We start from the raw sequence: 20,835 nt of genomic DNA, 5'->3' as shown, positions 1-20,835 counted from the left end.
CCACTTTATACAGGAGTTATACATGCCTTCATTCCCATGGGCTGCAATACATTCGACCCTCAGTCACCCTTCTTTAGCTCACAATGAATGGCATACATTTCAACTGAGTGAGCAAACACTTCTTGTGGAGCAAGACAAAGCATTGTCGTACTTACTTGTTTTTGGTGTGCCGCTAGAGGCCATTGAGTTCGATGTATTACAACAGTTACTTGAACAAGCAAGTGTTAACGTAGTGAATGCAGCAGTATTTCAACCGACACAAGCGTTACTTCCCGCCGTGGTTTTAGTTTTTAATGGTGACAGTGCAGAAGTTAAAGCCCATTTAGAGGCATTTAAACCGCAAATGAGTGCGCAGTTAGCGGTTGTTGCAAATGCGCCATCTGTTAATGAAGCTGGATTGCTGGTAATGGATATGGACTCAACCGCTATCGAGATTGAGTGTATAGATGAAATTGCACGATTAGCTGGAGTATATGACGAAGTCTCAGCAGTCACTGCGCAGGCCATGCAAGGGGCATTAGAGTTTTCTGAAAGTTTACGGATGCGGGTTGCAAAGCTAAAAGGCATTGAACAATCTTTAATTGATGAATTAAAACAGCAGTTGCCGCTTATGCCCGGAGTAAAGGATCTTTGCCAATATTTACAACAGCATAATTGGAAGTTAGCTATAGCATCGGGCGGATTTATTCCGTTTGCGGAACAAGTGCAGCGCTTATTGAATTTAGATGCCATTCATGCGAATGAGTTGGAGTTCGAACAGCAGCGGTTAACTGGAAATGTACTGGGTGTGATCGTAGATGCGCAAGAAAAAAGTCGCTTTTTACAGCATTATGCAGGCATACAAGGCATTGACCTTACCCAAACCGTTGCCATGGGTGATGGGGCGAATGATCTTATCATGATGGCGACGGCAGGTTTGGGGGTGGCTGTGCATGGTAAGCCGCTGGTCGCTAAAACGGCAGATGTGGCAATCAATACAGGTTCACTGTTGCAAGTGGCGTATTTCTTGAGTTTCCCGAGGGTATGTTGATCTTTGTCGGTTGAGTTTTATTCAAGATAAAAATGGATTAAGGGCGGCGAGTGAATTGCCGCCTCACAATCTAACTAAAAATCGTGCAAAAATAACCTTGAAAGATCAACTCGACTTAAGCTGATTGATTTAGTTTATCTAACCAACGCTGCTTACGGATCTGCATGTTTTTAATAATGTTTGGTTCGATATGATAGCGCTGGATTAGCTCTTGTGTAATCTCAATCATTTCTCCGACACACACCACTGACCACAACTCTTCTTCAAGCACTTTCGCTTTATGAATCGCATAATGGCTGATATAGCTAAGCTCTTTTGATAAATACTCAGTATCTGGGCGCCCAGTACGTGATAAATAAATACGAAAACCAAAAAACAAATCTTGCGTAGCAGATGCGGTAATAAAACTCTTTTTCGTAATGCCGGTGTATTCAGTTGGCATAAAATCACACATCATGGCTTTTTCAATATTTTTAATCAAAGGATTAAAGCGGATATATAAATCAATTTGCAGCGGCGGATCTTGGCGTTTTAGAGTTTTTAAACGTGGCACAAAAATATCATTAATGGCACTTTCTGGAATAAAGTGCTCAATTGAAAACTGCTCATCGAGTAAACCAAAATGCTGAAGTAACAAATGGCAGCTATTTGGGTATAAACCTTTACCTATGGCACCAATTTCAAAGTGGGCTCCTTTTTTATGCATATAAAAAGGGAATTGGCATACATTTTTAGTCGCCATATTGCGCAAAGCATTCGAAAGCCCCGGTGTTTTTGGTGAGTCCTCTGCGGCTTGGAGTTTTTCTCGGTTGTGTGAAATCAGTTGAGTGAAAAAAAGCGTCCCTTGATGTTGCATATCGGGTGTTGGGTGATAACTGCGTAAATTAACGATGGTTTTAGTTTTGCTTACCGCCATGATCTCGTAAGGTAACTTGCTCAATTGATATTTTTTAGTGATTTTTTGCATTTCCGGTAATGCAACGAGTAATAAATCCCCTTTTTCGTACAAGGTTGGCTCAGGGAGCTCAATCTGTAAGCCATTTTCAGACAAATCTAAGGTATGAGCTGTAATTTTACCGCGTTCTTCTTGCTCTAGTTCAATGGGCGTTTTGTACAAATAGCGGGTTTCACTGCGCAGGTTTACATATTCAAGTGCCACAGCATCGATGTTTGCATATGTTTTTTGCTTGGCATGGCCAAATTGTTTGAGCGCATTAACTTGGTCTTTATTAAAGGTGTTTTTTTGGTATTCCAAAGAGGCAGTTTTAGATGTGATGTCAGTCAGTAAGGCAATATATTGAATATTCTGAATAAAACCCTGAACCCGTGCAGAAGGAGGTTTATTAAATTTGGCAATATCGGCGCTTGCACTTTCAGGCAGCGAGAGCGGAATAAACGCATCGGCTTCGATAGTGGGGATCAATTGCACATTAAAGGTTCGCCAGCTGCTTTTTTGACTTCCAAAGCCAAAAAATAAAGCTTTGAGCGCAGGAATTAAATCTAACTCCTGCGCCGTCGATGAATAAAAATACGCTTTTCCAGCGACAATATGTGTGAAGCAATACAATACCGTTGACTTAACTTGACCCGGTTGCTGAATAATTAAGCTCAAACGTTTAGGGTTTAAAATGCTGGATAAAACAGACTGCTTAGTTTCATCAGTAAAATAGCGCAGTGTGTTGATATTATTTTCATTAGTCAGAGAAAGTGTAGGGGTTAACACTTGGTTTTTATCACTGATATAGATGAACAATGAACTAACACGGGGTAGGTAATACTGCTCGTATCCTTTGACAATCACCGCTTCTAATGTGTTATCGAGATTCACTTTATAGCGGCGTTTATTACCATGAATAAAACTACGTAAAAAGTCATCAAAACTGGCGCTGTTTTCTGCATAAGTACGTTTCATACGAATATGATTAGTGTCGTCACTCACAGACTCAATCGCAACCACTTCGTACTGTACGCCTTCTTTAAGCCCCAGTTCAAAATCTTGCTCTAAACCGACTAAACGAATATTCAACTTTTGTCCGACCGCCAGTTCATAGCGCATCGGTAATTTGACTTTACACCCACTGACCGAGATATCTGATGTATTGGCTTCAACGGTGTTTTTGGCGGAGATATGTATTTTCACACGAATCGAATAATTCATGCGTTCTTCACTGCGAGTTTCATAGGATGCAAACTCGACCAGATGAGTCATAGGTTTTTGTTTTTCAGGCTCTTTTACATTGATAGGCGCGTCGGTGCCAAGTGCTTTGGCTTTACGCTGCATAACTTTATGATTGTTTTCGGTGTTCATTACCGACTCATACACTGCAAGTGTATAAGAGCCGTGTTGTTTTATCGCTTTTTCAAATACTTCAATGGCAAGGTCATCCATAAAATGTTGCTTGCCGTTGTGTTCATACGGTCGAACATCTCCCGTTACTTGGCCGCGCAAATCAATGAAACGTTGCACAGGTTGTGACAGGCGGTTCATTTCCATTTTTAACAAAAATTGGTCAGGCTTAGATAACGCTTTGGTTTTATTTTGAAAAATTTTATCAAAATTAGGTGCGCCAAGTTTATCTCGAAGTTCTTCGATTACACTTTGATACTTTAGCAAGACATCATCTGGCATAAAAATCCATCACCTTTGTATTTGAAAACACTGTATAATTAGAATATTGAATCACTAAGTAGTGAATAATGAGAATAACCAATTTTCTGGTAAAAATCTCTATTAAACATCACTGCAAAAAGTATGCCTTTGATATCATGGTAAAAAAGAAAACTGCATTTGTTTGTAATGATTGTGGCGCTGATTTTTCACGCTGGCAAGGTCAGTGTTCAGAATGTAAAGCGTGGAATACTATTTCTGAGTTTCGAGTTCCTTCTACTAAGCCAACCCGTGGCGCAACTGCCGGGTATGCAGGTTTTGTTGAAGCAAAAGTACAAAGCCTCGATGATGTGGATTTAGCTGAGTTACCGCGTTTTAGTAGCGGTTTTTCGGAGTTTGACCGCGTGCTCGGTGGAGGCGTAGTACCAGGAAGTGCCATCTTAATTGGTGGCTCTCCCGGGGCGGGTAAAAGTACGGTGTTACTGCAGACGATGTGCTTGCTGGCTGAAAAAATGACCGCGCTGTATGTCACTGGGGAAGAGTCATTGCAACAAGTAGCCATGCGGGCAAAACGACTCAACTTACCGACTAAAAACCTCAAAACCTTGGCTGAAACTAACGTGGAGACAATTTGCCAGCTCGCGTTAATTGAAAAGCCACAAATTATGGTAATTGACTCCATTCAAGTGATGCACATGAGTGATGTGCAATCTGCACCAGGGAGTGTCTCGCAGGTAAGAGAAAGTGCCGCCTATTTGACCCGGTTTGCCAAGCAACACCAAGTCGCGATTATTATGGTCGGTCATGTTACTAAAGATGGCTCACTTGCTGGCCCCAAGGTACTTGAACACTGTATTGACTGTTCAATCTTATTGGAAGGGGAGAGCGATAGCCGCTTTCGCACCTTACGAGGTAATAAAAATCGCTTTGGTGCCGTGAATGAACTTGGTGTGTTTGCCATGACGGAGCAGGGACTTAAAGAAGTCAGTAATCCTTCGGCAATTTTTTTGAATCGCGCCAGTGAGCAAACACCGGGTTCATTAGTCATGGTGATTTGGGAAGGGACCCGACCTCTGTTGGTTGAGGTGCAAGCCTTAGTTGACTACTCTCAATTGGCGAACCCTCGGCGCGTGACGGTGGGAATGGATCAAAACAGGCTTGCGATGCTGCTGGCCGTATTACACCGTCATGGTGGCTTGCAAGTGGCTGATCAAGATGTCTTTGTCAATGTCGTCGGTGGCGTCAAAGTCACTGAAACCAGTGCCGATTTAGCCTTGATTGCCGCATTGGTATCAAGCTTTAAAAACTATTCGTTATCGCGAGAGTTAGTGGTGTTTGGTGAGGTGGGCTTAGGCGGTGAAATACGCCCAGTCCCAAGTGGACAAGAGCGAATTAAAGAAGCGGCTAAACATGGCTTTAAACGTGCCATTGTGCCAAAGGCCAATAAACCAAAAGAGCCGATAGATGGGATGGAAGTCATTGCGGTGACCAGCTTGTCACAAGCACTGGAAGCGTTGTTTTAATCATAAGACGTACGACATTATTTGCTAAGAGTGTTGATTCGATTGGATATTGGATGACACCACCATATTTATGGGTCAGTTATGCCAATTGACCAAGACTATTGTTGGCAAAAAGCAGATAATGACCTTAATTAAGATCAATGCAGGTGGGGGCACAAATACATTGTGTAAATACAGACCTCACTGCACTCGAACTGGAACTATATTCAATGGAAATTAAAGTTGATTTTCTCGACAACCTTAGGCTTGAAGCTAAGTTTGACGATTTCTCTGTGATTGCTGATCAGCCGATCCGTTATAAAGGTGATGGCTCAGCGCCAAGTCCTTTTGATTACTTTTTAGCCTCCTCTGCATTGTGTGCAGCGTACTTTGTCAAAGTATATTGTAACGCACGCGACATCCCGACCGATGGCATTCGACTGTCGCAAAATAATATTGTTGATCCGGAAGATCGCTATAACCAAATTTTTCAAATTCAGGTTGAGCTGCCAGAGAGTTTATCTGATAAAGATCGCGAAGGTATTTTGCGTTCGATTGACCGTTGTACAGTGAAAAAAGTAGTTCAAACCGGCCCTGAATTTAAAATCGAAACTGTTGCAAATCTAGATGAAGATGCGCAAGCCATGCTGATGGCTAAACCAAGCGATGAAGCTAATACTTTTATCGTTGGTAAAGATCTGCCACTTGAACAAACGATTGCTGATATGACGGCTATTTTAGCTGACTTAGGCATGAAGATAGAAATTTCGTCGTGGCGCAACATAGTTCCTAATGTCTGGTCGTTACATATTCGTGATGCGGCATCGCCCATGTGTTTTACTAACGGTAAAGGGTCGACGAAAGAAAGTGCGCTATGTTCTGCGTTAGGTGAGTTTATTGAACGTTTAAATTGTAATTTCTTTTACAATGACCAATTTTTGGGTGAAGACATTGCTAATAGTGAGTTTGTGCATTACCCGAATGAAAAATGGTTTAAACCTGATGAAAGTGATGCATTGCCGGCGGGGATTTTAGATGATTATACCCGTGAGATTTACGATCCTGAAGGTGAGTTATGTGGCTCTCATTTGATTGATACCAATTCAGGTAATGTAGAGCGGGGTATTTGCGCGATACCATATGTGCGTCATTCTGATGGTGAGACAGTGTATTTTCCATCTAACTTGATTGAAAATTTATTCCTCAGCAACGGCATGAGTGCTGGCAATAATTTAGCAGAAGCGAAAGTACAATGTCTGTCGGAGATTTTTGAACGCGCGGTAAAACGTCAAATTATCGAGCAAGAAATCGTGCTACCTGATGTGCCACAATCTGTATTAGATAAATATCCTAGTATTGTGGCTGGTATTGCTGGGCTCGAAGCGCAGGGGTTTCCTGTTGTCGTTAAAGATGCTTCTTTAGGGGGGCAATTCCCTGTAATGTGCGTCACGCTTATGAACCCTAAAACGGGTGGTGTTTTTGCTTCATTTGGCGCGCACCCAAGCTTTGAAGTGGCACTTGAGCGTAGTTTAACCGAATTGCTACAAGGGCGTAGTTTTGAAGGGCTCAATGACGTACCTAAGCCGACTTTTAATAGCATGGCTGTATCTGAGCCTGAGAATTTTGTTGAACACTTTATTGATTCAACAGGGGTTATTTCTTGGCGTTTCTTTAGTGCTAAACACGACTACGAATTTTGTGAATGGGATTTTTCGGGCACCAATGCCGAAGAAACAGAAAGTTTGTTTGGTATTTTAAAGGCATTAGGCAAAGAAGCTTACGTGGCTGAATTTTCAGATTTAGGCACGGCTTGTCGTATTTTGGTACCTGATTACTCCGAAGTGTATCCGGTGGAAGATTTAATCTGGGACAATACCAACAAAGCTTTGCATTATCGCAGCGATATTTTAAATATTCACTCTCTTGATGATGATGCCCTTGTTGCTCTTGTTGAGCGCTTAGAAGAAAGCCAACTAGATAACTATATTGATATTATCACTTTAATAGGTGTTGAGTTTGATGAAAACACCGTTTGGGGTCAAGTCACTATCCTAGAGCTGAAAATTTTAATTTATTTAGCGTTAGGTGAGTTAGAAGAGGCAATCGAGTTAGTCGAATCCTTCTTACAATTTAATAATAATACCGTTGAACGTGGATTGTTTTATCAAGCTATTCACTGTGTATTAGAAGTAACTTTGGATGAGGAACTTGAACTTGCAGATTTCATGGTCAGCTTTGAGCGCATGTTTGGCAAAGACGTGATGCAAAATGTTGTCGGCTCTGTGACAGGTGAAGTTAAATTTTATGGTTTAACACCAACCAGTATGAAACTTGAAGGTCTTGAGCGTCATCAGCGTTTAATTGAAAGTTATAAAAAACTACACAGTGCGCGTGCAGCCAAAGCTCACTCATAATTTTTAAAAAGACACAAAAAAGCCAGCTTAGCTGGCTTTTTTGGTTCGATATTTAAACATGTCGCTATTTGTTAGTGCAAAATCCGCGCTTTAATCGTACCTTCTACGGCACGTAATTCTTTGATCGCAATTTCAGAGTCATCAGAATCAACGTCAATCACGACATAACCAATCGATTCATCAGTTTGTAAATACTGCGCTGCGATGTTAATGCCATGCTGAGCAAATGCTTGGTTGATTTGCGTCAAGATACCCGGACGGTTGTGGTGAACGTGCAGTAAACGGCTACGATCGCCTAGTTCAGGTAAAGACACCTCAGGGAAGTTAACTGCCGATAACGTCGAGCCATTATCTGAATATTTGGCTAACTTACCGGCAACTTCAATACCGATATTTTCTTGCGCTTCTTGTGTTGAACCACCAATGTGAGGAGTTAAAATCACGTTATCAAACTCGCGCAGTGGCGACATAAACTCTTCGTCATTTGATTTTGGTTCTACTGGGAAGACATCAATGGCTGCGCCTGATAGCTTTTTATCAGCGAGGCTGCTGGCAAGTGCATCGATATCAACCACAGTACCGCGAGAAGCATTGATTAAAATTGCGCCTTGCTTCATCACTTCAAGCTCAGCAGCACCAATCAAGTTTTTAGTCTGTGGTGTTTCTGGTACGTGCAAGCTAATGACGTCAGAAGTTTGCAGCAGATGCGTCAGTTGATGAACTTGGTTGGCATTGCCTAAGCTTAATTTATCTTCAATGTCGAAGTATTGAACGTTCATACCGATGTTTTCAGCCATGATGCCAAGTTGGGTTCCGATATGTCCGTAACCGATAATACCTAAGGTTTTGCCACGCGCCTCAAACGAACCATGAGCGGATTTATCCCATTCGCCACGGTGAGCCATGGCATTTTTTTGTGGAATACCGCGCAGTAACAATAAAATCTCACCTAACACAAGCTCAGCAACCGAGCGGGTGTTTGAAAACGGTGCATTGAAAACTGCGATACCACGAGTACGGGCCGCATCAAGAGAGACTTGGTTGGTGCCGATACAAAAACAACCGACAGCAACCAGTTTTTCTGCTGCATCCAATACTTTTTCGGTTAAATGAGTACGCGAGCGGATCCCGACAAAGTGAACATCTTTAATTCGCTCAATAAGGTCGTCTTCAGCTAAGGACGTTTTGACATACTCGATATTGCTATAGCCGTGGCGCTTGAGTGTCTCTACGGCACTTTGGTGCAATCCTTCAAGTAATAAAATCTTAATTTTATCTTTTGCTAACGAAACCTTACTCATCCTCATTCCTCAGTTTATTTAAGTGTTTTTGGTCCATCAGGAGTGCCGACAATGACCGTATCTGCACCACGTGCAGCAAACAAGCCATTTGTCACAACGCCTACCATCTGGTTTATTTGTTGCTCTAATTTTTTTGCATCGGTAATACTTAGATTAAACACATCTAAAATGACATTACCGTTATCGGTTACCACGCCTTGGCGATAAAGTGGGTCGCCACCGAGCTTTACTAACTCTCTGGCCACATAACTGCGTGCCATTGGGATCACCTCAACGGGAAGTGGAAACTGCCCTAAGATGTCGACTTGTTTTGTACTATCAACGATACATACAAACTTTTTGGCCACAGCCGCGACAATTTTTTCACGCGTGAGCGCAGCTCCACCGCCTTTAATCATTTCGTTTTGCGGGTTGATTTCATCAGCCCCATCGACATACACGCTTAATGTATCAACATCGTTAAGCTCATAAATTTCAATGCCGAGCTCTTTAAGCTTTTTTGTTGACGCTTCAGAGCTTGAAACTGCACCGCGGATATCTTCTTTAATACTGCCCAAAGCATCGATAAAGTGATTAACGGTTGAACCAGTACCAACACCGATGATGCTGCCTTTTTCTACGTATTCGAGTGCAGCCCAGGCGGCGGCTTTTTTCATTTCATCTTGTGTCATTGCAGTAATCTCCAGAACGGGTAATTGAGTATGGCGTCAGTATATAAATTTTTTGTCTACCAACGGTAATTAAATTCAGGGGTTGCGATCCATTTTAATGGAATATCCCATGCTTCGGTTGGTACGAGATCTACTTTTTGGCACTCATGCGCTAAGCCGATCACTATGGGTTTTTGCCATTGTTCTTGGTAATACTTTGCCAAGGTTCGGTCATAAAACCCACCACCCATTCCTAATCGGTTCCCTTGTGCATCAAATGCAACTAGGGGAGTGAACAGGATATCTAATTGCTCAATTGGACAGATTTGACTGCAATTTAACTTGGGCTCAAAGATACCATAGCGGTTTGTACTCATGGGTGAATTTTCTTCATGAAGCTGAAAGAGTAAATAACCAGCTGAAAAGGGGTGGATCACAGGAAGGTAAACTTGATGGTTTAGCGTTCTAAGGCTTTGTATTAACTTGTTTGTTCCTAATTCGCCGTCATTAGTTAAGTAGAGGGCTATTTTGGCGTTTTTATAGTGTTTTAGTTGTTGAATTAAATTCAAGTTTAGGGCGTTTTCGGCTTCTTGTTGCTGTTTTTTTGTTAGAGAATTGCGCTTTTTTCGCACGAGTTCTCTTATTTGTGCTCTATTCAAGGGGTTTTACCAAAAAAAGGATGCAGTATGTGCCGCATCATTGCAGAAAAATTAGAACGTTACCATGTCTGGGTAGAGTAGACTGATCACTAATAATGCAATCAGAAGTAATAAAATAAAGCCTCCAATCAGCATAAAGACTTTGTTTGGCCCTTTTTTAATTGGCTCATCGAGATCATCTTCAAAGATTAATGGCTCAGCGTGAGGTTCAGGATCGATATCATCTTCAAGATCAGGCATTTTAGCTGGGGTGTTTTGAGCTAATTCATCGACTTTTTCTTCTAAACGGATCAAGCTGGTGGTGATGTAATCCAGTGCATTGATGATTTTTAAATCGCGCTCTTTTTGACTTTGTTCATCGTCATCATCATCTGTTTGGCTGGCGTGAGCTGGAGTGACTATTTGCACTTTAATACCTAGGCTTGCGAACACTTTTTGTTGCTTTTGTGCTTTTTCAAGAGTGGTCGGGTTAAATGCATCTTGGCCTTGAAGAAACTTTTTGACGGTTTTTTCGTTCAGCTTTAGTTTTTGCTGTAACAACTGCTTTGCGAGTTCGGGTGATACTTTTGCCGCTAAACCAGCAAAAACAATTTTACATTGATCACTCATTGAATTTTCTCTATTCCCCGTTACGAAGTTTAAATTATATACCCAAGATGTGGATTATTGCGAGTTAGCTATTTAAATAGGTGCAAGATTTTATTGAGTTTATTATTAAGAAAATGTGAAAGGGGGCGTGTTGCCAAGTAGTTAAGGCGTAATAAGAGTAAGGGAGAAGGTGTTTCCCTTACTCAGAGCACAAACCAGGAGTTAATACTTGGCTGGTACACCAGCCGCTGGTATCGCTTGTAAAATGAATTCACGTAAGTCTTGATTTGATAGCTGTAAATCATCACGACGTAAATACATCATATGACCACTGCGGTAGCCTTTAAAGCTTAAGCGATCTTTCATTTTACCACTGGGATCTAGCTGCCATAAGGTGTATTTAGCATCAAAGTAGTTGGTTGCCCCATCGTAGTATCCGGCTTGTACCAGTACATTGAGGTAAGGGTTTTGCGCCATCGCAAGGCGTAAATTTTCGCCTGTTTTGTTTTTGGTACGATCCCAAGGGTGCACAGGGCCAAACATGTTGTACTTGATGTCAGTCTTGTATTGCAGTTCTTGACTCAAATACCAGTTAATAGCAGGAGTGAATGAGTGTAACCATGATGTTAGCTCTGGCCAATAATCCGGAGAATCACCCACTTCTTTTTTATCGATGCCTAAATAACGAGAATCTAAACGCCCTAAGGTGAGCCCTTTATCTCTTAATAACTCTTTCCAAAAAAAGCTTGGGGCAACATCGAGGTTATTTTGCATAATTACTTGCGTGCTTAAGCCACTAAAACGTGCCATTTTTTCTGCGATACGTTGTTTTTCATTAAGGGCTAAAAACCCCCCGCGAGCAATGGCAGGGATCAGTTCATCAATAGCGAAGAGTTCGGCTTGTGCAAGTACTTCATCTAAATCAAGTTGTTGTAACTCAGGTGTTAAGGCCTTATGGTACCAAGCCGCGGCAGTGAAATAAGGCAGGCGATTGGCAGCATCAACCGGACCATCGCGTTTAATACCAATATCGGTTGGAGAAACGAGCACAACCCCATTTAAATACATCCATTGCTGATTCTGCAGTTCGTGCGCAAGACCAGACACGCGGGTCGTACCATAGCTTTCGCCAATTAAAAATTTGGGTGATAACCAGCGATCATGGCGAGTTACAAAAGTGTTGAGCCACTGAGCCAGATATTGAATGTCCGCATTGACACCAAAGAACATGGCTTGCTGCTCTTTTTTACTGGGTAACTTACCGTCTTGATTTTTTAGAACCCGAGAGTAGCCTGTATTGACTGGGTTAACATACAAAATGTCGGCGACATCTAGCACTGAGTAGGGGTTGGCTTTGACACCATAAGGTTGTACTGGATAGCCTTCGTCATCAATATTTAAAATACGAGGCCCAGTGTACGCCAAGTGCATCCAGACCGAAGCAGACCCTGGACCGCCGTTAAACGAAATAAGCAGTGGTCGTTTACTGAGATCTTTGACGGCTTTTTTTTGATAATACGTATAGTGCAGCGTGGCCACCGCTTGGCCTTCTTCATTCCATACAGGTTGAGTGCCTGTTGTGGCTGAATAATTAACGGTATCGCCGTTTATTTTTACTTTGTGTTCAGTGGTGACTTTACTCTCGGCTTCTATTTCTATGTTAGTCGCAAAGCTAAACTGACTGAACATCAGCATCACTATGAGCGAGCTTTTTAGTACATTCATAACGGATCTCTTGTAATGATAATGTGATCATTTAAAGCAACTTTAGTCTAAAAACCAAACATCTTGAGACTGATGACCAGATTATACGGTGAAGTTAGTAATTAGCTGTGTGCTACAAAGGGCCGAACAGCATCAATGAGACCTTGAGTTGCATCTCGTTGATATAAAATTCCTTTTTGGGTTAAACGGGTGTCTTGTAATTGACAGTTTTTTGGTCTTGCAGCCTGACCAACGGCGCTGTCTTGGGCAATAATACGCGTTTTATCGTCTCCAAAGGCATCCGCTAATGCACAAGCAAGCGCGTATTTAGTGTGAGCTGTCGTATCTGAGATATGAAAAACCCCACCACGTTCAGACGGTGTTAGTTTAGTTAGCATATCGTGTAAGGTGGCTGCAATGTCACTTACATGGGTTGGGTAGCGTATCGCCCAATTGTCCATGGCAGGTTGCTTATTTTGCTGCAATTGTGCCCACGTGATAGTGAGTGCAGATTCTTCAATAAACTCCACTTGGCCATAGAGCACTGGCACGCGAATAACATTGTGCGCTGGATAGCTTAACACCGCTTGCTCGGCCTGTTGTTTAGACAGACCATAGTCGTTGAGTGGGTGAGTGTCGGCGTTTTCAGCGTATGGAGGGTTAAGTCCATCAAACACATAGTCGGTACTGATAAAAAACAGCTCAATACGATATTGATGACACAGCAGGGCTAATTTTTGAGGCAGCGAAACATTGAGTTGTTGTGTGAACTCGGGCTGCGCTTGGCACACTTCAGGTTTACGCTCTGCTGCCGCATGAATTAGGTAGTCGGGTTGATGTTCAGTAATAAAGGCTTCAAGGGCGGTAAAGTCGGTTAGGTCAAGTTTATGCAAGGGCGGTGATGTTCGAGAAAAGGCCGTGCCTAAAACGGTAAAATTTGGCGTAAATGTCGACATTAATGCACGCCCTAACAGGCCGCTTGCACCGGTAATCATTATTTTTTTCATACGTTTCTCAGTTGTTAAATTAGCAACAAATTGTTACATTCTGCTTTTATCTCGTATCGATTGTAATAATAAAGCGTTATGCTGGCTAAAGTTTTTGATTTTAGCTTTACGGAGTAGGCACATGCAACGAGTATTAATTGTTGAAGATAGCAAAATGGTTCAACAAGTATTAAGACATTTAGCCGCTCAGTGGTTAGATATTGACGTTGATTTTGCTTGGTCGCTGCGTGAAGCTGCAACATTGATTAAAAAGCATCGTTATACGGTGGCATTAGTTGACTTAACGTTACCCGATGCCCCGAACGGGGAAGTGGTCAAATTGATGATGAAGTCAGCGATCCCTACCGTGGTGCTGACGTCTGCGATTGATGAATATAAACGCCTGCAAATGATTGAAATGGGTGTGATTGACTACGTACTCAAAGATAATCGAGATTCTTACCTTTATGCAATAAAACTGCTTGCGCAGTTGCTGCGAAATCAAGGCAGTAAGGTGCTTGTTGCTGATGACTCAAAAACGAGTCGTAATTTAATGAAGCAGATGTTAGAGCAACTGTTGTATCAAGTTGAGGAAGCTGCTGATGGCGAACAGGCTTTGCAAATGCTCAGTTCAGATAATTCAATCAAATTGTTGCTGACCGATTATGCGATGCCAAAAATGGATGGATTTGAGTTAGCTAAAGCAATTCGTCACCGCCGTGGACGAGACGAGTTAGCTATTATCGGCATCTCAGGTTCGGGCAGCCAAAGTTTATCGGCAAAGTTTATTAAATACGGCGCGAATGACTTTTTGATTAAGCCTTTTATGCCTGAAGAGTTTCATTGTCGTGTGATGCAGACTATGGAACAACTCAATATGATTGGGCAAATTAAAGATGCTGCGAATCGGGATTATTTAACGAGTTTGTATAATCGCCGTTATTTTTATCAACAAGCACAGCAATCAATACAACACTGTAAACCAGAACAAACGTCAGTATTGGCGATGTTAGACATTGATTACTTTAAGCAAATCAATGATACCTATGGCCACCAAGCCGGTGATGAAGTGTTGGTGTTATTATCTTCTTTGTTACAGCATCATTTTCCAGAGTGTTTAATCGCCCGAATTGGTGGTGAAGAATTTGCGTTAATGTTGAATGTGAGTGATCTAAGCCAAGCTGTAGAGTTGATGGATGAGTTTAGGTTTTATGTGTCAAATCATTTGTTTGTGTTTGCTTCGCAGCCAATTGCAGTGTCTGTCAGTATTGGAATTTGTGGGATTGAAGGGCCGTCTCTTGAAACAGCCATGCAACATGCCGATATCGCATTGTATGATGCTAAAGGGCAAGGTCGAAATCAAGTTGCGGTGTTTGAAAATAAATCGCAATGCATCGAGCCGGTGTGATGCATTGCGGATTTTAGGAGTGTTTAGAGCTGGGTAAACTCAAGTAGTTGTTTGAGTTTTGTTGCTTGGCGACGCGAAATTTCAACCGTTTGGTTATTTGATAAGGTCGCAGTTAAGCCATAACCAATCGATTGCTCCATGCTTGAAATAGCATCAAGACGGATAATATCAGAGCGGCTCGCTCTAAAATAATGGCTTTCATCGAGTTTCTTTTCGATTTTATTGAGTGAACTATGCAAGTACGCTTTACCATGTGGGGTGTAAATGGCTGCATGGTTGCCAATTGATTCAAAGCGAATGATTTCATTGAGTTGAATGATGCGCATTTTCTCGCCATATTTAACCATCAATTTATGATCGTCTGGCAATGACGATTTTTCTTTTGATTGTGCTAAACGTTTTTCTAATTTAACTAAGCTGTCAGCAAGGCGCTCAGGATTGACGGGTTTGACTAGGTAATCCATGGCGTTGAGTGAAAAGGCATCAACGGCAAATTGATCGTAGGCCGTGCAAAAAATGATATTCACATCGTCACCGAGTGATTCTGCTAACTCTAACCCTGTTGCACCCGGCATATGGATGTCGAGGAATATCGCATCAGGTTTATGTTCGGCTATTTTTTCTTTTGCTTCTTCAGCGTTTTTGGCTTCGTCGATGATTTCCACTTGGCTATGCTTGGCCAATAAACGTTTGAGTTCGTTTCGGGCAAGGCGCTCATCATCTACGATGATCACTTTAATGGTCATAATTAAGCGTTAACTCCATTTTATAGCTATTTTTTGTCAGTGTTTGTGCAATTGTAGTTGCTACGCTGGATTTAATTAGATTAAGTTCAGTATCAAAATTGATTTCACCAGGTTTTACCCCTGGTTTTTGGGTTAATTCAAGGGTGAAAGTGACGCATTTATTGTGTTCGCTGCACACAATCGTGAGCGTGTTTTCTTGCACGCTATAAATATCTTTTTCATGGCAAATTTTTTCTACCAGCGGCAACAATAATGAGTGGCTCAGAGGGTTGTGTTTACTCACGTTATTGAACGTGACAGTGCTGATGAGTCGCTCTTCAAGGCGCAAGGCCTCAAGATTTAAATACTGTTTAACATAGGTGAGCTCTTCAAGCACATCGGTGTGGGCTTTGCCATCTGCGAGTTTGTAGCGTAGCAATTGTGCCAGCTCGCTGAGCAGTTCGCTGGCTTTTTCTTGATCTTCAAAAATTGTATAGCGAATCGCGTTCATACTATTGAAGATGAAGTGTGGGTTGAGCGCTGATTCGGTATTGGTATCAAACATAAAGTCGCTTTTTAAAAGTAATGTAGAATCGCATTAATTAAGGCGTAACAATAAGTGTAAAAGTTAACATCCATAATGCCTACTGTTAAATGACAGAAGGTAAAATATCAGGATGAGTGGTTGTTTGTTCCTTTAATGGCAAAGATAACATTAACTTATGGCTATTTTTATCTTTAATTGAAGTGAGTTGCGCTTTGTCATGAAACATAAACGCGAGCCTGTGTTTGATGTTTCTAAAATAATCAGCATCGACAATGCGCTTTTTTGTTGATGTGTGCAGCAAAGTCAGTAGGTATTTCTCGCCTTGTTGCTGCCCTTTTATCAATAATGAATGGTTGGGGTGCAGTGCATTTTTTAAAATATGCGACACCATAAAAATAAGGGTCATAGTCGGCAGTGACTCAATAAAATGTTGATCGGCCAATTCGATATGAATATCTTGGGGTGCTCGATTTTGCAATTTCAGCAAATTGAGATAGTTCGTGAGGCTTTCAAGTTCTTGTTCTATTGTCGCGGCATTATTTTTACTGGCGGTGAGGTTATACCTAAATAACTCTGAGGCTTGGGTGACGACATCGGCTGCTTGCTCAGCATCAATATCAATGGTGCGCTTAATAACATCCATTGTATTGTAAAGAAAATCAGGATTGATTTGATTTATAAGAATTTTAAGTTCTTGTTTTTCGTTAATATCTTTTAATTTGTGGTAGTTGCGCCCCGATACAATCATGACATAAACAATCAGGTAAATGATAAAGTTTCCCCAATAGCTCATCACGATAGTCAGTATTTGATAAGACCAATTAGTGGTTGGAAGCTGATACACAATCTTCATCAAGTCATCAAAAGTATAGGTGCGGGGGACGAGTTGAAAAAAGAGAAAGTCACTCAACAACCAAGGGAGCGGAGCCACGATTGAAATGCAGATAATCCAAAGTAACTGCTTTTTAATCGACATGATTTTATGTTCATTCACTTTGTACATACCACGAGCAACAATATGAAAAGCAATGAAAAAGCCTGTATAGCTAACTAATACTTGTGTCACAAGGTAAGGTCTACTGGCGAGTTCTTCTAAAATAGTCAAAATGGTGTAAAAGGAGTAGCCAACCCCTATCACGAGAGAGATACCTAAGTATTGCCAATATTTTTTGCCTGTGTGTGTAAGGTATTGCCAATTCATATTAATGCTTCTTTTTCGGTAAAATGAGTGATGCAATAAAGTGGTTATCGACCTCTTTAGTTGTAATGCTTGCCTCATCTTGGTACATCAATGTCATTCGTTGCTTGAGGTTGGATAAGCCCGTTCCAGTGCCGCTGGCTTTAAACTCACCAAGGTAAAGAGGATTGGAGACATCAAGCTGCCAGGTTTTGTCTTGCTCTGTGGCAGTAATGCGCAACAAGCTTTGTTCAATTCGCGGAGCGATGCCATGTTTAATGGCATTTTCAAGCAAAGTAAGCACTCCCATTGTTGGGATGGAATAATGATAGAGTTCATCTGGCACATTAATTTCAATCAACAAACGTTCTTCGAGACGAGTATGTTCAATATCAAGGTAAAACTCACAGACTTTGAGTTCTTCTTTGAGTGAGATAGTCGGTTGTTGTTTTGAACTCAAGTTGTAACGAAAGAGTTCGGTGAGCTTATCGACTAATTCTTTGGCGATTTCTTTATTTTCGAAAATCATGCCGCGAATGCTATTCATCGAGTTAAACAAAAAGTGAGGATTGAGTTGGCTCATTAAAAGCGCCAGTTGCCCTTCTTTGACCTTTTGTTTGATTTGCAGTCTATTTCTGAGGCTGGTGAGGCATAGATAAAAAAGACCCCACAAAAAATAAAGAGCAAACATCATCAGGGGGATGACAATTAATCGCGACATATCCCATGTCTCTTTATGCAAACCTAGCACATTTAGTTCTTGGGTGAATTCACTGCCATTTCTAAATTGATAAACCTGACCATTTAATGATTCTTTGATTGTGGCATCAATCATAGAAGCAATCGTGGTATCGATAAAGGCTGCCGCGAGCGCTGTGACAACTAACGTGAAGAAAATCTGCTTTTTATATGCTTTATCTTTTTGTAAATACTTTTGCGGGGCACGAATAATAAAGTGGCTGAGCAGAACAAGTAATGCGGAATTACAAATGATGGACGTCAATACAACCCAGTCTGGGTAAATACTGAATTCGCGTTCATGCGCAAAAGCAAACTGAATGCTAAATAGCGCTAAAGCAGCAATGGCTTGGAGGATCCAATATGTCATTGGTTAAAAACTACCTTGTAAATTAAAAAGGTTACCCCAGAAAAACCGACTCAAACCACGGGCAATAAAGACCCTATATTGTGATAAAAATCACAATAAATCAATCTGTAACTAAATCGGGAATTAAAACGCGCTGTGTCAAATGCACCAATAGTGTGTGCTGGGTTTTATTTTTGCACACAAGTGGTGCAAGTAAAGTATTTAATTGTTAATAAATATTTCTATCGTACTGAATTAATTGCTTTTTACAGAGTGGCACAAAGGTTGGATTAACAAAATATCAACAGATTAATAATAATGATATTGAAGGGTCCACTATGAAAATGATTAGTGCAATTATAAAACCATTTAAATTAGATGATGTACGAGAAGCGCTCTCTGATTTAGGTGTTGAAGGGATGACTGTAGTTGATGTCAAAGGATTTGGCCGCCAAAGAGGTCATACAGAGTTGTATCGTGGTGCTGAATACCAAGTGGATTTTATTCCAAAGATCAAACTTGAAATTGCTACACGCAGTGAAAATGTCGAACGCATTGTGGAGGCGATTACAAAAGTCGCTTCAACCGGAAAAATAGGTGACGGCAAAATTTTTGTTTATGAGTTAGATCAAATTGTGCGGATCCGTACTGGTGAACTCGACGAAGAAGCGATTTAAGGGGAAGATGATGGAAAACACAGTATTAGAATTACGATTTGCACTGGACACTTTTTACTTTTTAATTTCAGGTATCTTAGTGATGTGGATGGCTGCAGGTTTTGCCATGTTAGAAGCGGGATTAGTTCGCTCAAAAAATACCACTGAGATTTTAACTAAAAACGTCGCATTATATGCGATTGCTTGCACCATGTTTTTATTGGTGGGTTATAACATTATGTACGTTGATAACCCAGAAGGTGGCATCATTCCAACTCTTGGTGGCTTGATTGGCACGCAAGCTGCGGACGCGAATCACTCTTTAGAGTCTGATTTCTTTTTCCAAGTGGTTTTTGTCGCCACGGCGATGTCTATTGTGTCAGGCGCGGTTGCTGAGCGCATGAAGCTTTGGGCCTTTTTAGCTTTTACAGTCGTACTTACAGGCTTTATTTACCCACTCGAAGGTTATTGGACGTGGGGCGGTGGCTTTTTATCTCAGCTGGGTTTTGTTGATTTTGCAGGGTCAGGCATTGTGCATATGGCGGGTGCGTCAGCTGCCCTTGCTGGTGTTTTATTGTTAGGGGCCCGTAAAGGCAAATATGGTAAAAATGGCGAAATCTATCCAATTCCAGGCTCAAACTTACCCTTAGCGACATTGGGAACATTCATCTTGTGGATGGGCTGGTTTGGGTTTAATGGTGGTTCGCAGTTGTTACTGTCTGATGTCGAAAACTCAACTGCACTGGGCAAAATAATGGTTAACACCAATGCTGCTGCCGCAGCTGGAGCGATTGCAGCCTTGTTTGTGTGTAAAATTTTATGGCGCAAAGCGGATTTAACTATGGTGCTTAATGGCGCATTAGCGGGCCTGGTTGTCATTACGGCTGAGCCTGCGTCACCGACGCCAGTATTAGCATTATTACTGGGTGCATTGGGCGGTTCGCTTGTTGTCTTTAGCATAGTGTTACTCGATAAGCTAAAAATTGATGATCCTGTAGGCGCAATTTCAGTACACGGCGTATGTGGTGTTTTAGGTTTAATGCTGGTGCCACTGTCAAACACAGATGCGACTCTTGTTAATCAGCTAATTGGTACGGCAACCATATTTACCTTTGTGTTTGTTGCGTCATTTATCACTTGGGCTTTACTGAAAAAATTTATGGGGATCCGCGTTTCTGAAGAAGAAGAAATTAATGGCATGGATCAACATGATTGTGGAGTTGATGCATACCCGGAGTTTGTTACAGTCCGTAGTAATATCTAATGTGAGTAAACTGCACAACTGATTCAAGCCCATCTTTTGATGGGCTTTTTTTATGGTTGAGATAAATTAATGCGTTTTTATCAATGATAAGGCGAGCTTTTTTAAGATATTTACTAAGCTTAATGGATTCTATTTGAGGGTCTACTTATGACTGTGTCAGTGCTGATTGTTGAAGATGATGAGAGTGTGTGTGATTTATTGGTTTTATCATTAGGTCAAGGATATCAGACTGACGTGGCCCATAGTATTGCGCAAGGCCAAGCGCGACTTGATAAGTCACATTTTGATGTGGTGTTGTTAGATTACCATTTGCCCGATGGTGAAGGGGTGATTATTTCTGAACAACTGAAATCTAGAGCAGAGCGACCCATCGTTATTTTTTTAAGCGCATCTAAAGATTTAGATAAAAAAATGGCCGCCTTTAATAGCGGCGCCATAGACTGGATTGATAAAACCCAATGTGCGCCAACAATGTTGAATCTTAAATTAGAATAAGCACTAAAATTTAGGGCTAAATATCGGCAAATAG

At 41.4% G+C, this 20,835-nt stretch carries 18 protein-coding genes; 7 read left to right on the top strand and 11 right to left on the bottom strand.

Annotated features, from left to right (window positions below):
* Positions 1 to 22: 22 nt before the first annotated feature.
* Positions 23 to 1,030 (top strand): phosphoserine phosphatase SerB, encoded by a 1,008-nt coding sequence (gene serB, locus PULV_RS05675; protein ID WP_086742508.1) that lies wholly within the window; start codon positions 23 to 25, stop codon positions 1,028 to 1,030.
* Positions 1,031 to 1,145: 115 nt separating this feature from the next.
* Here the strand turns inward: serB and PULV_RS05670 are convergent, their stop codons facing one another.
* Positions 1,146 to 3,659, bottom strand: coding sequence for a PilZ domain-containing protein (locus tag PULV_RS05670; RefSeq protein ID WP_086742509.1), 2,514 nt, complete (start codon positions 3,657 to 3,659; stop codon positions 1,146 to 1,148).
* Between the two features lie 137 nt (positions 3,660 to 3,796).
* Here PULV_RS05670 and radA point away from each other — a divergent pair, with 137 nt between their 5' ends.
* Together radA and PULV_RS05660 are read left to right on the top strand one after the other, a co-directional pair.
* The gene (radA, locus tag PULV_RS05665) at positions 3,797 to 5,161 is read left to right on the top strand and encodes a DNA repair protein RadA (protein ID WP_086743187.1); all 1,365 of its coding nucleotides are present in this window, start codon (positions 3,797 to 3,799) and stop codon (positions 5,159 to 5,161) included.
* A 209-nt stretch (positions 5,162 to 5,370) separates the two neighbouring features.
* Entirely contained in the window at positions 5,371 to 7,554 is a 2,184-nt protein-coding gene (locus tag PULV_RS05660) for an OsmC domain/YcaO domain-containing protein (protein ID WP_193331124.1), read from the top strand.
* A gap of 71 nt (positions 7,555 to 7,625) precedes the next feature.
* Here the strand turns inward: PULV_RS05660 and serA are convergent, their stop codons facing one another.
* The 6 genes from serA to PULV_RS05630 form a co-directional block, all read right to left on the bottom strand.
* Positions 7,626 to 8,855, bottom strand: a complete 1,230-nt coding sequence (serA, locus tag PULV_RS05655; protein ID WP_193331123.1) for a phosphoglycerate dehydrogenase — start codon at positions 8,853 to 8,855, stop codon at positions 7,626 to 7,628.
* A gap of 14 nt (positions 8,856 to 8,869) precedes the next feature.
* A complete protein-coding gene (rpiA, locus tag PULV_RS05650) occupies positions 8,870 to 9,526 on the bottom strand; it encodes a ribose-5-phosphate isomerase RpiA (RefSeq protein WP_193331122.1) in 657 nt (218 codons plus the stop codon).
* A gap of 56 nt (positions 9,527 to 9,582) precedes the next feature.
* Positions 9,583 to 10,164 carry a 5-formyltetrahydrofolate cyclo-ligase gene (locus PULV_RS05645; RefSeq protein WP_193331121.1) on the bottom strand — a complete coding sequence of 194 codons (582 nt, stop codon included), beginning with the start codon at positions 10,162 to 10,164 and terminating at the stop codon, positions 9,583 to 9,585.
* Between the two features lie 51 nt (positions 10,165 to 10,215).
* Complete coding sequence (locus tag PULV_RS05640) at positions 10,216 to 10,773, bottom strand: hypothetical protein (RefSeq protein WP_086742514.1); 558 nt, start codon at positions 10,771 to 10,773, stop codon at positions 10,216 to 10,218.
* A 201-nt stretch (positions 10,774 to 10,974) separates the two neighbouring features.
* Positions 10,975 to 12,477: a S10 family peptidase gene (locus tag PULV_RS05635; protein WP_086742515.1), complete on the bottom strand. Its 1,503-nt coding sequence runs from the start codon at positions 12,475 to 12,477 to the stop codon at positions 10,975 to 10,977.
* Positions 12,478 to 12,578: 101 nt separating this feature from the next.
* Positions 12,579 to 13,463 (bottom strand): dTDP-4-dehydrorhamnose reductase family protein, encoded by an 885-nt coding sequence (locus PULV_RS05630; protein ID WP_193331120.1) that lies wholly within the window; start codon positions 13,461 to 13,463, stop codon positions 12,579 to 12,581.
* Positions 13,464 to 13,584: 121 nt separating this feature from the next.
* Here PULV_RS05630 and PULV_RS05625 point away from each other — a divergent pair, with 121 nt between their 5' ends.
* Positions 13,585 to 14,850: a response regulator gene (locus PULV_RS05625; RefSeq protein ID WP_086742517.1), complete on the top strand. Its 1,266-nt coding sequence runs from the start codon at positions 13,585 to 13,587 to the stop codon at positions 14,848 to 14,850.
* A 23-nt stretch (positions 14,851 to 14,873) separates the two neighbouring features.
* On the opposite strand, the gene PULV_RS05620 is transcribed toward PULV_RS05625, so the two are convergent.
* The 4 genes from PULV_RS05620 to PULV_RS05605 all read right to left on the bottom strand — a co-directional run bounded on the left by PULV_RS05620 (position 14,874) and on the right by PULV_RS05605 (position 18,407).
* Positions 14,874 to 15,596: a LytR/AlgR family response regulator transcription factor gene (locus tag PULV_RS05620; protein WP_086742518.1), complete on the bottom strand. Its 723-nt coding sequence runs from the start codon at positions 15,594 to 15,596 to the stop codon at positions 14,874 to 14,876.
* Positions 15,586 to 16,140, bottom strand: a complete 555-nt coding sequence (locus tag PULV_RS05615; protein WP_086742519.1) for a histidine kinase — start codon at positions 16,138 to 16,140, stop codon at positions 15,586 to 15,588. Before PULV_RS05615 ends, PULV_RS05620 begins: the two co-directional genes overlap by 11 nt.
* 85 nt (positions 16,141 to 16,225) lie before the next feature.
* The gene (locus PULV_RS05610) at positions 16,226 to 17,323 is read right to left on the bottom strand and encodes a histidine kinase (protein WP_193331119.1); all 1,098 of its coding nucleotides are present in this window, start codon (positions 17,321 to 17,323) and stop codon (positions 16,226 to 16,228) included.
* Position 17,324: 1 nt separating this feature from the next.
* A complete protein-coding gene (locus tag PULV_RS05605; RefSeq protein WP_193331118.1) occupies positions 17,325 to 18,407 on the bottom strand; it encodes a sensor histidine kinase in 1,083 nt (360 codons plus the stop codon).
* A 317-nt stretch (positions 18,408 to 18,724) separates the two neighbouring features.
* Between PULV_RS05605 and PULV_RS05600 the strand changes: the two genes are divergently transcribed.
* The 3 genes from PULV_RS05600 (at position 18,725) to PULV_RS05590 (ending at position 20,801) form a co-directional block, all read left to right on the top strand.
* Positions 18,725 to 19,063 (top strand): P-II family nitrogen regulator, encoded by a 339-nt coding sequence (locus tag PULV_RS05600; RefSeq protein WP_086742522.1) that lies wholly within the window; start codon positions 18,725 to 18,727, stop codon positions 19,061 to 19,063.
* A 10-nt stretch (positions 19,064 to 19,073) separates the two neighbouring features.
* Complete coding sequence (locus PULV_RS05595) at positions 19,074 to 20,306, top strand: ammonium transporter (protein WP_086742523.1); 1,233 nt, start codon at positions 19,074 to 19,076, stop codon at positions 20,304 to 20,306.
* A 147-nt stretch (positions 20,307 to 20,453) separates the two neighbouring features.
* Positions 20,454 to 20,801: a response regulator gene (locus PULV_RS05590; protein WP_193331117.1), complete on the top strand. Its 348-nt coding sequence runs from the start codon at positions 20,454 to 20,456 to the stop codon at positions 20,799 to 20,801.
* The last annotated feature ends 34 nt before the right edge of the window (positions 20,802 to 20,835 follow it).

Origin of the sequence: Pseudoalteromonas ulvae UL12 (genome assembly GCF_014925405.1) — a bacterium.
Classification (GTDB): Bacteria; Pseudomonadota; Gammaproteobacteria; order Enterobacterales; family Alteromonadaceae; genus Pseudoalteromonas; species Pseudoalteromonas ulvae.
This window is presented reverse-complemented; position numbering and strand designations above follow the sequence as displayed.

Coding starts and splice junctions, on each gene's coding strand:
- serB (WP_086742508.1), top strand. CDS start 23: ATGCCTTCATTCCCATGGGCTGCAATACATTCGACCCTCAGTCACCCT.
- PULV_RS05670 (WP_086742509.1), bottom strand. CDS start 3,659: ATGCCAGATGATGTCTTGCTAAAGTATCAAAGTGTAATCGAAGAACTT.
- radA (WP_086743187.1), top strand. CDS start 3,797: ATGGTAAAAAAGAAAACTGCATTTGTTTGTAATGATTGTGGCGCTGAT.
- PULV_RS05660 (WP_193331124.1), top strand. CDS start 5,371: ATGGAAATTAAAGTTGATTTTCTCGACAACCTTAGGCTTGAAGCTAAG.
- serA (WP_193331123.1), bottom strand. CDS start 8,855: ATGAGTAAGGTTTCGTTAGCAAAAGATAAAATTAAGATTTTATTACTT.
- rpiA (WP_193331122.1), bottom strand. CDS start 9,526: ATGACACAAGATGAAATGAAAAAAGCCGCCGCCTGGGCTGCACTCGAA.
- PULV_RS05640 (WP_086742514.1), bottom strand. CDS start 10,773: ATGAGTGATCAATGTAAAATTGTTTTTGCTGGTTTAGCGGCAAAAGTA.
- PULV_RS05635 (WP_086742515.1), bottom strand. CDS start 12,477: ATGAATGTACTAAAAAGCTCGCTCATAGTGATGCTGATGTTCAGTCAG.
- PULV_RS05630 (WP_193331120.1), bottom strand. CDS start 13,463: ATGAAAAAAATAATGATTACCGGTGCAAGCGGCCTGTTAGGGCGTGCA.
- PULV_RS05625 (WP_086742517.1), top strand. CDS start 13,585: ATGCAACGAGTATTAATTGTTGAAGATAGCAAAATGGTTCAACAAGTA.
- PULV_RS05620 (WP_086742518.1), bottom strand. CDS start 15,596: ATGACCATTAAAGTGATCATCGTAGATGATGAGCGCCTTGCCCGAAAC.
- PULV_RS05615 (WP_086742519.1), bottom strand. CDS start 16,140: ATGTTTGATACCAATACCGAATCAGCGCTCAACCCACACTTCATCTTC.
- PULV_RS05610 (WP_193331119.1), bottom strand. CDS start 17,323: ATGAATTGGCAATACCTTACACACACAGGCAAAAAATATTGGCAATAC.
- PULV_RS05605 (WP_193331118.1), bottom strand. CDS start 18,407: ATGACATATTGGATCCTCCAAGCCATTGCTGCTTTAGCGCTATTTAGC.
- PULV_RS05600 (WP_086742522.1), top strand. CDS start 18,725: ATGAAAATGATTAGTGCAATTATAAAACCATTTAAATTAGATGATGTA.
- PULV_RS05595 (WP_086742523.1), top strand. CDS start 19,074: ATGGAAAACACAGTATTAGAATTACGATTTGCACTGGACACTTTTTAC.
- PULV_RS05590 (WP_193331117.1), top strand. CDS start 20,454: ATGACTGTGTCAGTGCTGATTGTTGAAGATGATGAGAGTGTGTGTGAT.